We start from the raw sequence: 13,401 nt of genomic DNA, 5'->3' as shown, positions 1-13,401 counted from the left end.
ACCATGCGATTGCTTATTCTTCCCGTTGTCCTCGCGTTGTCGGCGTGCTCGCTCGCGCCGGCGCTCGTGAAACCCGCGATGCCGGTGCCGACGGCCTACACGGCCACCGCTGCCGCCGACCAGCACGCGAACGCGGCCGATCTCGGCTGGCGCACGATGTTCGGCGATCGCCGCCTGCAGCGTCTGATCGAAGTGGCGCTGCTGAACAATCGCGATCTGCGCGTGGCGGCGCTGAACGTCGAGGCCGCCGAAGCGCAGTACGGCATCCAGCGCGCCGCGCGCCTGCCGTCGATCGGCGCGGGCGCGAACTTCACGCGCCAACGCAGCGCGGCCGACACGCAGTCGAATCCGCCGCTACTCGAATCGACGCAGAACCAGTATGGCGTCAACGTCGGGATCAGCGCGTTCGAGATCGACCTGTTCGGCCGCGTGAAGTCGCTGTCGGATGCGGCGTTCGCCCGCTATCTCGCGACCGATCACGGCCGCCGCGCGGTGCAGATCTCGCTCGTCGGGGCGGTGGCGGACGCGTACTTCGCGGAACGCCTCGCCCACGAGCAGCGCCAGCTCGCCGAGCGCACGCTCGGCGACTGGCAGCAGTCGCTCGAACTCGCGCGCCGCCTGAAGGACGCGCATCAGGCGAGCGGCGTCGACATCGCGCAGGCCGAAGGCCAGGTTGCGAGCGCAACGGCCGATCTGGAAGCGCGCACGCGCGCCGTCGAGCAGGCGCGCAATGCGATGCGCTTGCTGCTCGGCAGCGAGCCGCCGAAGGATCTGCCCGAGCCGCTGCCGCTCGAGCGTCAGCCGGTGATGACGCAACTGCCGGCCGGCCTGCCGTCCGAACTGCTGTTCCGCCGGCCCGACATCCAGCAGGCCGAGCAGAACCTCGTCGCGGCCAACGCCGACATCGGCGCGGCGCGCGCCGCATTCTTTCCGCGGCTGTCGCTCACGTCGTCGATCGGGTTCCTCAGCCCGGCGCTGGGCAGCCTGTTCGACGGCGGCCAGCGCGTATGGAGCTTCGCGCCGCAGGTCACCGTCCCGATCTTCCAGGGCGGCCAGCTGCGTTCGGCGTTGCGTCTCGCGGAAGTGCGCAAGTCCACTGCGGTCGCCGAGTACGAACGCGCGATCCAGGCCGCGTTCCGCGAAGTGGCCGACGGCATCGCCGGACGCGAAACCTTCGGCCGGCAGATCGAAGCGCAGACGCGTGTGGTGAGCTCCGCCGAACGCCGCACCGACCTGTCGACCCTGCGCTATCGCGCGGGCGTCGAGGGGCGGCTCGAACTGCTCGACTCGCAGCGTCAGCTGTACGCGGCGCGGCAGGCGCTGCTCGACCTGCGCCGCAGCGAGCTCGCCAACGCCGTCGCGCTCTACAAGGCGCTCGGCGGCGGATTGACCGACACCGACGTCGCGCCGTCGGACAGCGTGGCGCAGCAATCATGAACGCGCTGATCCTGATCGCCGAGGACGAGCCCGACATCTCCGAGATCCTCGACGCATATCTCAGTCACGACGGCTTTCGCACCTACCGCGTCGGCAACGGGCAAGCCGTGCTGGACGTGCAGCCGCACCTGACGCCCGACCTGATCCTGCTCGACGTCAAACTGCCGGGCAAGAACGGCCTGGGCGTCCTGACCGAACTGCGGCGGCGCTGCAATACGCCGGTCGTCATGATCACCGCGTTCGATCGCGACATCGACAGGCTGCGCGCGTTGGGCGCCGGCGCGGACGACTACATCGTGAAGCCGTTCAATCCGGCCGAGGTGGTTGCACGCCTGCGTGCGATCCTGCATCGCTCGCGCACGCCGCCGTCGGCACGCGCGCTGCGGGTCGGCAACCTCGAGATCGACACCGACAGCTATCTGGTGCGCGTGCGCACCGAATCGGCCGACGTGCCGGTTTCGCTGACGCTCACGGAATTCCGGCTGCTCTCGCACATGGCGCGCTCGCCGAGCCGCGTGTTCACGCGTAGCGAGCTGCTCGACGCGTGCTCGGCCGACGTCAACGCGCTGGAGCGCACGATCGACAGCCACGTGTGCCGGCTGCGCAAGAAGCTCGAACAGGCCGGCGCGCACGGCATGCCCGAAGTGATGCGCGGCGTCGGGTATCGGCTGCGAGGCGCGCAATGAAGCGGCCGGCGACACGCAGCCGGCCAATCGGGACGGCGACCACGTTGCTGGCGATCGTCGTCGGCATGGCGGCAGGCACCGCTGCGATGATCGTCGGCGCGCTGCGTCATCCGCTCGCGTGGCCGAGCGATGCGATATATCACGATGCGTCGACCTATGTCGTTCTCCTGACGATGCTGCTGATCGGGCTCATCGCAGCGGCCATCGATCTCGCCAGGCTGATTCGCCGGATGCGCCACGCGGCGCGGCTGCACGATGTCACGTCGGGCAATAACGGCAGCGGTAGCGACCGCTACAGCGCATGTGGCGACGTCTCGAGCACGAGCAGGGCCATTCGGTAGCACAAGCCCGCGGGCATCCGGCAACGAAGACAGGCGTCGCCGGACGCCCGCATCATCGCTCACAGCTGCGACTCGATCGGAAACAGGCCGAGAAACCACACTTCCATCCGCCGCGTCGCGGACACTTCCGGCTCGTGGTCGAGCTCGGTCACCTTCCCGTCCGCGTCGGTCTGTATCCACTTGAGCTGCCCGTTCCCCGCCGGGTCCGTCCTCGGTTCGACGCGCCACGCGATGCGATCGAGCCGCGGCTCCAGGTCGTTCGCGACTTCGGACGCGATCGCCGGACTCTCGCAATACACGCCGATCTCGGTGTTGAGGTTCAGCGAGCGCGGGTCGAGATTCATCGACCCGATGAAGATGCTCTTGCGATCGAACACATACGTCTTCGCATGCAGCGACGCGCGCGACGAACCGATGATGACCTGCTTCGAGATGCTCTTGTCGCCGAACGGCCGGCGCTCGTAAAGCCGCACGCCGGCCTCCAGCAGGTCGCGCCGATAGCGCCGGTAGCCGGCATGCACGGCCGCGACGTCGGTCGATGCGAGCGAGTTCGTCAGGATCGTCACGCGCACGCCGCGCGCAGTGAGCGCATGCAGCCGTTCGACCATGTCCTTGCCCGGCACGAAATACGGCGACACGATCAGCAACTCGTGCTCGGGCCGCAGCGCAAGCGCGCGCAGCTGCGGCATCAGGTGCCCTGCGGCGTCCTTCGGCGCCCGCGCGATCTTCGCGGGATCGTCGTACAGCAGCGTGGCATGCCCCCACGAGAGTTCCGTGCCGTCGCCGTGCACGATCTGGTCGAGCCGGTGCCGCGCCTCGAGCACGTACGGATTGTCTTCCATCGCGCGCAGGTAATCGCGCAATCGTGCGCGCTCCTGATCGAGTCCGCCCGGTGGCGCGTCATGCCCGACCAGCGCGTCGATCGGATACGCATACGGCGAATTCCAGAACGTATCGAATTCGTTCGAGATGTCGTTCACGACCGGGCCGTGCACGACGACGTCGAGATCGCCGAACTCCAGCATCGACGACGCGCCGAAGTACTCGTCGCCGATATTGCGGCCGCCGATGATCGCCGCCTGGTTGTCCGCGATCATCGCCTTGTTGTGCATGCGCCGATTGACGCGCGCGAATTCGAACACCGTGCCGATCTTCTTGAAGCGGCGCGTCGCAACCGGATTGAAAAGCCGAATGTCGATGTTCGGATGCGAACTGATTTCGAGCAGCTTGCGGTCGTCCGCGTTCGTGCCGAGATCGTCGAGCAGCACGCGCACGCGTACCCCTCGATCGGCCGCGCGCATGATCGCATCCGCGAGCTCATGCCCGGTCAGGTCGTCGTGCCAGATGTAGTACTGAAGGTCCAGCGAGCGGTCCGCGCGATCGGCGAGCAGCACGCGCGCATCGAGCGCATCGACCGGGTCGCGCAGCAGATGAAACGCGTCCTGCCCCGGATGGGCGGCCGCCTGCTGACGAAATGCCGTGCCGAGGCGCGTGTGCTCGGTATCCGTGAATGCATGCGTCGGCGCGCGCTCGGCCTGCGGCGGCAGGCTCGCGCACGCGGCGAGCATCAGCAACGACAGAAACGCAACCCACGAACGCAGCATGATCATGTTGGCCGCCCCCCACTGTCGGGCGAAGTCGGATTGTGTTTGTTCTGACTGCCGGACGGAGCGCGGCCTTGGTCCACGGTGCGCGCGCTGAACGGACCAGCGTGCGACCGGATCGCGCTACAGCATACTTCGATTGATATCGGGACGGCACGCTTTCCGTGTTTCCCCGGTGGCGAAGATGCGACATGCGGCGCCGGCGCGAGCGCGTTCAATACGTTCGACACGTTCAGGCGACGCACCAAAAGAAAAACCCGCGACGCCGGGCGGCATCGCGGGTTTTTCGAGGCTTCCCCATACAACCACGGGAGCGAATCTGGTGGGCCCCCCGGGAGTCGAACCCGGCACCAACGAATTATGAGTTCGCTGCTCTAACCAAGCATGAGCTAGGGGCCCAGACGAGAAGCAAAGCGTGCTACACGCTGCCCCGGCAACGAGGCCGGGCCGGCATTGTAACAACAAAGACGGCAGAGGGGACAAACGCCACCGGCGTCATGCGGATACCGGCGGCGTTCGTGGCAGAGACGCTGGAAATCAGTTCCCTTCGAGGAACGACTTCAGCTTGTCGGAACGGCTCGGGTGACGCAGCTTGCGCAGCGCCTTCGCCTCGATCTGACGGATCCGCTCGCGGGTGACGTCGAACTGCTTGCCGACTTCCTCGAGCGTGTGATCGGTGCTCATCTCGATGCCGAAGCGCATCCGCAGCACCTTCGCCTCGCGCGGCGTCAGCGAATCGAGCACGTCCTTCACGACGTCGCGCATGCTTGCATGCAGCGCGGCATCCGCCGGCGCGACCGTGTTGTTGTCCTCGATGAAGTCGCCGAGATGGGAATCGTCGTCGTCACCGATCGGCGTTTCCATCGAGATCGGCTCCTTCGCGATCTTCATGATCTTGCGGATCTTGTCTTCCGGCATTTCCATCTTCTCGGCGAGCGTTGCCGGATCCGGCTCGAGACCGGTTTCCTGCAGGATCTGCCGCGAGATGCGGTTCATCTTGTTGATCGTTTCGATCATGTGAACCGGAATACGGATCGTGCGCGCCTGGTCCGCGATCGAGCGCGTGATGGCCTGACGGATCCACCACGTCGCATAGGTCGAGAACTTGTAGCCGCGGCGGTATTCGAACTTGTCCACCGCCTTCATCAGGCCGATGTTGCCTTCCTGGATCAGATCGAGGAACTGCAGGCCGCGGTTCGTGTACTTCTTCGCGATCGAGATCACGAGACGCAGGTTCGCCTCGGTCATTTCGCGCTTCGCCTGACGCGCCTTCAGTTCGCCGGCCGCCATCTGGCGATTGGTTTCCTTCAGGTCCTTCAGCGGCAGCACGACGCGCGCCTGCAGGTCGAGCAGGCGCTGCTGCTGTTCGCGGATCGCCGGAACGTTACGCGACAGCACAGCGCTGTACGGATGGCCTTCCGCGGTGATCTTCTCGGCCCAGTCGAGGTCCGTCTCGCTGCCCGGGAAGCGCGCGATGAATTCCGAACGCGGCATGCCGCACTTGTCGACGACGATGTGCAGGATCTGACGCTCGACCTGACGCACCTCGTCCACCTGCGCACGCAGCGTGTCGCACAGGCGTTCGACGGTACGCGCGGTGAAGCGGATCGTCATCAGCTCGGTCTGGATCGTTTCCTGTGCCTTCAGGTAGGCCTTCGACTTGTAGCCTTCCTTTTCGAACGCGCGGCGCATCTTGTCGAACCACTCGCTGATCTGCGAGAACTTCTCGAGCGACGCGCGCTTGAGGGCTTCGAGTTGGGCGGCGTTCGCCGATGCCTGCGCGGCACCGTCGTCTTCCTCCTCTTCCTCTTCTTCCTCTTCCTCTTCGGCGTCCTCGTCCTCGTTCTCGATCGCTTCCGCTTCCTTCGCGGAGAAGCCGTCGGTATCGGCGGCGTCCGCGGCATTCGGATCGAGCAGGCCGTCGACGAGCTCGTCGACGCGGATCTCTTCGTTCGCGACGCGCTCAGCCATCGCGAGGATGTCGGCGATCGTCGTCGGGCACGCGGAGATGGCCATCACCATGTGGCGCAGGCCGTCCTCGATCCGCTTCGCGATCTCGATTTCGCCTTCGCGCGTGAGCAGCTCGACCGTGCCCATTTCACGCATGTACATCCGGACCGGATCGGTCGTGCGGCCGAATTCCGAATCGACGGTGGACAGCGCGACTTCCGCTTCCTCTTCGACTTCATCGTCCGACGACGCGGCCGGCGCGTTGTCGTTCAGGAGCAGCGTTTCCGCGTCCGGCGCCTGCTCGTAAACCGCCACGCCCATGTCGTTGAACGTGCCGATGATGCCTTCGAGGGCTTCGGTCTCGGTGAAGTTGTCCGGCAGGTGGTCGTTGATTTCGGCATACGTGAGGAAGCCGCGCTCCTTGCCGAGCTTGATCAGCGCGCGCAGCTTCACGCGGCGCTCTTCGAGCTCCTCGGCCGTGCCGGGCGTGCTCGTCGCGAACGCTTCCTTCAGCAGCGCCTTCTCCTTGGCGCGACGGTCGCGCACCTTGGATTTGCCCGGGGCAGCCGCGGCTGCGGGCTGCTCGTCGCTCTGATTTGCGTCGTCATCGACGGATACTTCGTTCAGCTTTTTGGTCATGGAGTTCGCCGTACCGGCTATATCGACTCGCGGCTGCTGGACGACAGCCGGTTGAACCGTTGGTGCATGAGTAGTACGTACTGCCGTTTCGTCCGCGGCGGCAGTCGTGTCCCTTGCGCTTTTCGCACTTGCCCGCTTCGCCGCCGGCTGGGCCGGCCCGGAGTCGGGTCTGGCAGCCCGTGTTCTGGCTGCCGACGCCGGCGCAGCCTGAGCAGTGCCGGCCGCGGTTTTCTTTCCCGCCGGGGCTGACGTGACCGAAGACGTTGTCCTGGTGGAAGAAGCATACTTGGCCGTTGTGACCTTCGTGGTCAGCTCCGTCGAGCCCTTGCCCGTTGCTTTCTTTCCGCCTGTCGTCTTTGCCATCGCGAATTTCGCCTCTGCTTAGAAAACAAACCGCTGGAAACCTTATATTATAGCACGCGGGGGAGCCCTCTCCTGGCGCCCCGGCCGCCTACAGCCCGAGCCGACGCTTCATGTCGGTTCGCTGCTGGTTCAATTCCGTCAATTCGGCCAGTTCCTCGGGTGTGAAAGTGGATTGCCGCGCCAGCCTGTCGAGCCGGTCGCAGCAAGCGTCATAGCGCATCTTGAGCACCGCTGCCTGCAGCTCTTCCCCCGCGATCCGTTCCTGTTCACGCTGCCGCTCGGGCACCGTCTCGTCTTCCGGATTCTGTAACAGCAAGTCGCGGACATTTTCATCATAGTCCAGAATTTCGCGGAAGATTTCCTCGTAAGTCGCCGCATGCGGGGACGTCCGCAGGACATCCGACAGCAGCCGGAACTCGGCGCCGTCGCCCAGCGCGCGCGCATGATCGACCACCTCGGCGAACAACTCGCCGATGCGCGGCAGCGCGCGCAGGGTCGCGATCTGGTCGTCGTCGAGTTGCGACGCGATCCGCGGATGCATGATGAGCGTGCGCAATGCCCGCTTTTCGCTGTCGGTCACGCGCCGCCGTTCGCTGCGCGGGGGCGCCTGGCGCGGCGGCGCGGCGATCCGCGCATCGACGTCGGATAGCCCGGCCACTTCCTCGAACGGGATATCGAGCCGGTCGGCGAACATGTGCATGATCTGCGCCCGCAATGCGTTCGCGGGCAGCGCCTGCAGCAGCGGCTTCGCATCGAACAGCGCCTTCGCGCGGCCTTCCGGCTGATCGAGCGCCTTGCCGGCAATTGCTTCGTTCAACAGAAATTGCGACAACGGCATCGCGCGCTCGACCTGCTCGGAGAACGCGTCGGCGCCGAATTCGCGTACGTAGCTGTCCGGATCATGCTCGGACGGCAGGAAAAGGAATCGGATCGTGCGGTTGTCCGCCGCATGCGGCAGACATGCCTCGAGCGCACGGCGCGCCGCGCGCCGGCCGGCCGAATCGCCGTCGAAGCTGAAGATGACCGTGTCGGTCTGGCGCAGCAGCTTCTGCACGTGGATCGGCGTGCACGCCGTGCCGAGCGTCGCGACCGCGTTCGGGAACCCGAGCTGCGCGAGCGCGACGACGTCCATGTAGCCTTCGACGACCAGCACGTACTTGCGCTCGCGAATCGCGAGACGCGCCTCGAACAGCCCGTACAGTTCGCTGCCCTTGTTGAACAGCGGCGTTTCGGGCGAGTTCAGGTACTTCGGCTCGCCGCTGCCGAGCACGCGGCCGCCGAACCCGATCACCTGCCCCTTCACGTTGCGGATCGGGAACATGATCCGCTCGCGGAACCGGTCATAGCGGCGCGCGACACCTTGCCCGTCGGTCTTCTCGCTGACGATCACGAGCCCCGATTCGACGAGCGAATCGTCGCGGTAGTCCGGGAACGCGGTTTCGAGGTTCTGCCAGCCGTCCGGCGCATAGCCGAGCCCGAAGCGCGCGGCGATCTCGCCGGTCAGGCCCCGGTTCTTCAGATACTGGATCGCGACCGTCGCGCCGCGCAACTGCTTGCGGTAGTAGTCGCACGCGGCCGACATCACGTCGGACAGCGCAGTCGTGACCGACTTCGATACGGGCGCCGGGTAATCGCCACCGCCGCCACCGCCGCCACCACCGCCGCGCATCGACGGCTCGTGCGGCACGGTCAAGCCGACCGATTGCGCGAGCTCCTGGACCGCTTCCGGGAACGTCAGGCCTGCGTGTTCCATCAGGAAGCCGATCGCCGTGCCGTGCGCGCCGCAGCCGAAGCAGTGATAGAACTGCTTGGTCGGGCTGACGGTAAACGACGGGCTCTTCTCGTTGTGGAACGGGCACAACCCCATGAAGTTCGCGCCGCCCTTCTTGAGCTGCACGTACCGGCCCACCACGTCGACGATATCGACGCGGTTCAGCAAATCCTGCAGGAACGAATGCGGAATCACCGTGGGATCGACCGAAAAAAAGACAATACGATGCCCCGGCGCACGCGCATGCGACGCGCCGGGAAGCGGGAGTTACTTCGAAAGCGCGGCCTTGACCTGCGCGGAAACGGCCGTCATGTCGGCACGGCCGGCGAGCTTGCCCTTCAGCACGCCCATCACCTTGCCCATGTCCTGCGGGCCTGCCGCGCCCGTGGCCGCGACCGCGGCCTGCACTTCGGCGGCCACTTCGGCGTCCGATAGTTGCGCGGGCATGTACGCGCCCAGCACGGTCAGTTCGGCCTGTTCCTTCGCGACGAGATCGTCGCGGCCTGCGGCCTCGAACTGGCTGATCGAATCCTTGCGCTGCTTGATCATCTTGTCGATCACGGCCGTAATGCCCGCATCGTCGAGGGTCACGCGATCGTCGACCTCGCGTTGCTTGATCGCGGCCATCAGCAGGCGAATCGTCGCCAGACGCTCGCTTTCCTTCGCGCGCATCGCGGCCTTCATGTCTTCGCTGATCTGCTCTTTCAAACTCATCTTGCACCCGGGATGGAAGTGTGACTTCGACGCCCGCAAAAGGCGTCAACACAAAAACCCGCTTGGGACAATGTCTCAAGCGGGTTGCTCGAATCCGGCATCGGCGACACGCCCCGCGATCGTAACCGACCTGCGGAATCGCCGGTGCGCCGCTCGGTGAATCGCGCGGCGCTCAATCGTTCAGTACAGCTTCTTCGGCAACGTCTGGCTGCGGATCCGCTTGTAATGACGCTTCACCGCGGCAGCCTTCTTGCGCTTGCGTTCGGCGGTCGGCTTCTCGTAGAACTCGCGCGCACGAAGCTCGGTCAGCAGACCATTCTTTTCGACCGTGCGCTTGAAGCGACGCATGGCGACTTCGAACGGCTCGTTCTCTTTAACGCGAATGATCGTCATGATCCGACACGAATAAAGGTTTGCGGGGAAGACTTACGAGTATAGCAGAGCGCCGCACAAAGACATAAGGGCCGGGTCCCTTCATCCACGAGCCGCCCGCGGGCCGTCACGCGCCGCGCGCGAACTCCGCCGCCGCCTGGCCGGCTGCCGTGCCGGACGCCCACGCCCACTGGAAGTTGTAGCCGCCGAGCCAGCCCGTCACGTCCACCGCTTCGCCGATGAAGAACAGCCCCGGCACCCGCGCGCTCATCATCGTCGCCGACGACAGTTCGCGCGTATCGACGCCGCCCTTCGTCACCTCGGCCTTCTTGTAGCCCTCGGTGCCGTTCGGCGTCAGCGTCCAGCCGGACAACGCATCGCCGATCTGGCGCAGCGTCTTGTCGGCCAGGTCCGCGAGCCGCGCATCGGCCGCGACGCGGTGCGTGTCGAGCCAGACGTGCGCGAGACGCGACGGTACCCAGTCCGCGAGCAGCGAGCCGATCTGGCGCTTCGACGTGCGCTTTGCGTCGAGCAGCTCGGCCACTGCGTCGCGCTGCGGCAGCAGGTCGATGCGGATCGGGTCGCCGGACTGCCAGTAGCTGGAGATCTGCAGGATGCCGGGCCCCGACAGGCCGCGATGGGTCAGCAGCAGATCCTCGACGAATTCGCCGCCACGCTTCTTGTCGCCGGTCGACACGCGCACCTCGAGCGACACGCCGGACAGCGCCGCGAACGGCTCCCAGTCCTGCTGCGCGAAGGTGAGCGGCACGAGCGCGGGCCGCGTATCGACGAGCTTGTGGCCGAACTGCTTCGCGAGCCGATAGCCGAAGTCCGTCGCACCGATCTTCGGGATCGACAGGCCGCCCGTCGCAATGACCAGCGCGCGTGCGCGGATCGGCCCCGCCTGCTGCGTGTCGAGCGTGAAGCCGTGCTCCGGCGCATGGCGCACTGCGTCGACGACCACGGGCCGGCGCCACGCGATGCCGCCCGCGTCGCATTCGTGCTTCAGCACGTCGATGATCGCGTCACTGCCGTGGTCGCAAAAGAGCTGACCTTTGTGCTTTTCGTGCCAGGTGACGTGATGCCGCTTGAGCAGCCCGAGGAAATCGCGCGGCGTATAGCGCGCGAGCGCCGAGCGCGCGAAATGCGGATTCGACGACAGGTAGTTGTCGGGGCCGGCGTACAGATTCGTGAAGTTGCAGCGGCCGCCGCCCGAGATGCGGATTTTCTCGGCGAGCCGCGGCGCGTGGTCGATCAGCACCACGCGGCGGCCGAGTTGCCCGGCGACCGCGGCGCTCATCATTCCGGCGGCGCCCGCGCCGATCACGGCGATGTCATAAGTTTCCATGGCGCGGATTGTACCTGTCCGGCCTGCAGCCCGAGCCGCCCGCAGCGGCGGCCAGCCCCCGCCTGCTATAATTGCTGGTTACGTTGACCATCCTGCGGCGCGCCCGATACGGCGCGCCCTGCCCGCACCCATGCTCGTTCTCGGCATCGAAAGCTCCTGCGACGAAACCGGCCTCGCGCTCTACGACACGCAGCGCGGCCTGCTCGCGCACGCGCTCCATTCGCAGATCGCGATGCATCGCGAATACGGCGGCGTCGTGCCCGAGCTCGCATCGCGCGACCACATCCGCCGCGCGCTGCCGCTGCTCGAGGAAGTGATGGCGCAAAGCGGCACGCACCGCGACGACATCGACGCGATCGCCTTCACGCAGGGCCCCGGCCTCGCGGGCGCACTGCTGGTCGGCGCGAGCATCGCGAACGCGCTCGCGCTCGCGTGGAACAAGCCGACCGTCGGCATCCATCACCTCGAAGGCCACCTGCTGTCGCCGCTGCTCGTCGATGAGCCGCCGCCGTTCCCGTTCATCGCGCTGCTCGTGTCGGGCGGCCATACGCAACTGATGCGCGTGACCGACGTCGGCGTGTACGAGACGCTCGGCGAGACACTCGACGACGCGGCCGGCGAAGCGTTCGACAAGACCGCGAAGCTGATCGGCCTCGGCTACCCCGGCGGCCCCGAAGTATCGAAGCTCGCGGAAACGGGCACGCCGGGCGCCGTCGTGCTGCCGCGTCCGATGCTGCATTCGGGCGATCTCGACTTCAGCTTCAGCGGCCTGAAGACGGCCGTGCTCACGCAGATGAAGAAGTTCGAGGCCGCGAAGCTCGAAGGCGACGCGCTCGAGCGCGCGAAGGCCGACCTCGCGCGCGGCTTCGTCGATGCGGCCGTCGACGTGCTCGTCGCGAAGTCGCTCGCCGCGCTGAAGAAGACGAAGCTCAAGCGCCTGGTGGTGGCGGGCGGCGTCGGCGCGAACCGTCAGTTGCGCGCGGCACTATCGGCCGCTGCGGCCAAGCGCGGGTTCGCCGTGCACTACCCCGACCTCGCGCTCTGCACCGACAACGGCGCGATGATCGCGCTCGCCGGCGCACTGCGGCTCGGCCGCTGGCCGGAACAGGCGAATGCCGACTACGCGTTCACGGTGAAGCCGCGCTGGGATCTTGCGTCGCTCGCACGCTGAGTCGCGCCACGCGACGCCGCGAGCACGATACAAAAAGGCCGCTCGTTCGAGCGGCCTTTCTCATTGGCGCGACAAAACGCCGCAGCGTTATGCCGCGTCGCGCTTGTCGCGCTCGATCAGCGCATACGCGCTGTGATTGTGGATCGACTCGAAGTTCTCGGCTTCGAGCACGTACGCGATCACGCGCTCGTCCGCATCGAGACGCTGCGCGACGTCGCGCACCAGATCCTCGACGAACTTCGGGTTTTCGTACGCACGCTCCGTGACGAACTTCTCGTCCGGACGCTTCAGCAGGCCCCACAGCTCGCACGACGCTTCCTCTTCCGCGATGCGGATCAGCGCCTCGACCGGCAGGTCGGCGGCCAGCTCTGCATCGATCGTCACGTGCGAGCGCTGGTTGTGCGCGCCGTACTGGGAGATCTTCTTCGAGCACGGGCACAGGCTCGTTACCGGCACGAGCACCTTCAGGAACAGGCGCGTGTCGCCGTTGCGGCTTTCGCCCGCGAGCGTCACTTCATAGTCGAGCAGGCTCTGCACGCCGGACACCGGCGCCGTCTTGTTCACGAAATACGGGAACGTGACTTCGATGCGGCCGGCCTCGGCTTCGAGCTTCTCGAGCATCGATGCGAGCATCGCGCGGAAGCGTTCGACCGTCAGCGGCGCGCGATTCTCTTCGAGCAGCGCGACGAAGCGCGACATGTGCGTGCCCTTCTGATCGGCCGGCAGGCGCACGTCGAGATTCCAGACACCGACCGTCGGTTGCACGTCGCCGCTTTCGGTACGCACCGTCAACGGATGCCGGACCGCCTTCACGCCCACGCGCTGAATCGGGATCTGCCGGGTATCCACCGTGCTCTGCACGTCGGGCATCACGAAGGCGGGATTCATCTGGTTCATTTGTTCAATCCTTGTAAGCCGCGCGTCCGACGACGCGCACGCCGCGCCATGCGGCAGCCGGAAAAGCAACATGGGCCCGCAGGCCCATGTTTTCCGCATCAATGAAGA

General features: G+C 66.2%; 11 protein-coding genes and 1 tRNA gene. 4 read left to right on the top strand and 8 right to left on the bottom strand.

Going from position 1 to position 13,401, the window contains the following annotated elements; translation table 11 throughout:
• The first annotated feature begins 3 nt into the window (after window positions 1-3).
• The 3 genes from O1Q03_RS30450 to O1Q03_RS30440 are packed head-to-tail and all read left to right on the top strand — an operon-like array spanning window position 4 to window position 2,464.
• On the top strand, window positions 4-1,437 hold the full coding sequence (locus O1Q03_RS30450) for an efflux transporter outer membrane subunit (protein ID WP_269507869.1): 1,434 nt from the start codon (window positions 4-6) through the stop codon (window positions 1,435-1,437).
• Window positions 1,434-2,123 carry a response regulator gene (locus O1Q03_RS30445; protein ID WP_269507868.1) on the top strand — a complete coding sequence of 230 codons (690 nt, stop codon included), beginning with the start codon at window positions 1,434-1,436 and terminating at the stop codon, window positions 2,121-2,123. Before O1Q03_RS30450 ends, O1Q03_RS30445 begins: the two co-directional genes overlap by 4 nt.
• A gap of 44 nt (window positions 2,124-2,167) precedes the next feature.
• Window positions 2,168-2,464 (top strand): hypothetical protein, encoded by a 297-nt coding sequence (locus O1Q03_RS30440; protein WP_269507867.1) that lies wholly within the window; start codon window positions 2,168-2,170, stop codon window positions 2,462-2,464.
• Between the two features lie 59 nt (window positions 2,465-2,523).
• Here the strand turns inward: O1Q03_RS30440 and O1Q03_RS30435 are convergent, their stop codons facing one another.
• From O1Q03_RS30435 to O1Q03_RS30405, 7 genes are all read right to left on the bottom strand, one after another.
• Window positions 2,524-4,074, bottom strand: a complete 1,551-nt coding sequence (locus tag O1Q03_RS30435; RefSeq protein ID WP_269507866.1) for a phospholipase D family protein — start codon at window positions 4,072-4,074, stop codon at window positions 2,524-2,526.
• Between the two features lie 314 nt (window positions 4,075-4,388).
• Window positions 4,389-4,467: transfer RNA gene (locus tag O1Q03_RS30430), tRNA-Ile, on the bottom strand.
• 138 nt (window positions 4,468-4,605) lie between these two features.
• On the bottom strand, window positions 4,606-7,020 hold the full coding sequence (rpoD, locus tag O1Q03_RS30425; RefSeq protein WP_269507865.1) for an RNA polymerase sigma factor RpoD: 2,415 nt from the start codon (window positions 7,018-7,020) through the stop codon (window positions 4,606-4,608).
• A gap of 88 nt (window positions 7,021-7,108) precedes the next feature.
• Window positions 7,109-8,986, bottom strand: a complete 1,878-nt coding sequence (gene dnaG / locus O1Q03_RS30420) for a DNA primase (protein ID WP_269507864.1) — start codon at window positions 8,984-8,986, stop codon at window positions 7,109-7,111.
• A 72-nt stretch (window positions 8,987-9,058) separates the two neighbouring features.
• Window positions 9,059-9,505 (bottom strand): GatB/YqeY domain-containing protein, encoded by a 447-nt coding sequence (locus O1Q03_RS30415; RefSeq protein ID WP_059524656.1) that lies wholly within the window; start codon window positions 9,503-9,505, stop codon window positions 9,059-9,061.
• Between the two features lie 180 nt (window positions 9,506-9,685).
• Window positions 9,686-9,898, bottom strand: coding sequence for a 30S ribosomal protein S21 (gene rpsU, locus O1Q03_RS30410; protein ID WP_269507863.1), 213 nt, complete (start codon window positions 9,896-9,898; stop codon window positions 9,686-9,688).
• A 106-nt stretch (window positions 9,899-10,004) separates the two neighbouring features.
• Window positions 10,005-11,234, bottom strand: a complete 1,230-nt coding sequence (locus O1Q03_RS30405) for an NAD(P)/FAD-dependent oxidoreductase (RefSeq protein WP_269507887.1) — start codon at window positions 11,232-11,234, stop codon at window positions 10,005-10,007.
• A 121-nt stretch (window positions 11,235-11,355) separates the two neighbouring features.
• Between O1Q03_RS30405 and tsaD the strand changes: the two genes are divergently transcribed.
• Window positions 11,356-12,396, top strand: coding sequence for a tRNA (adenosine(37)-N6)-threonylcarbamoyltransferase complex transferase subunit TsaD (gene tsaD / locus O1Q03_RS30400; protein ID WP_269507862.1), 1,041 nt, complete (start codon window positions 11,356-11,358; stop codon window positions 12,394-12,396).
• Window positions 12,397-12,483: 87 nt separating this feature from the next.
• On the opposite strand, the gene folE2 is transcribed toward tsaD, so the two are convergent.
• The gene (gene folE2 / locus O1Q03_RS30395) at window positions 12,484-13,293 is read right to left on the bottom strand and encodes a GTP cyclohydrolase FolE2 (protein WP_269507861.1); all 810 of its coding nucleotides are present in this window, start codon (window positions 13,291-13,293) and stop codon (window positions 12,484-12,486) included.
• Window positions 13,294-13,401: the final 108 nt, after the last annotated feature.

This window comes from Burkholderia sp. IMCC1007, assembly GCF_027257875.1.
In the GTDB taxonomy this organism is placed as follows: domain Bacteria; phylum Pseudomonadota; class Gammaproteobacteria; order Burkholderiales; family Burkholderiaceae; genus Burkholderia.
This window is presented reverse-complemented; position numbering and strand designations above follow the sequence as displayed.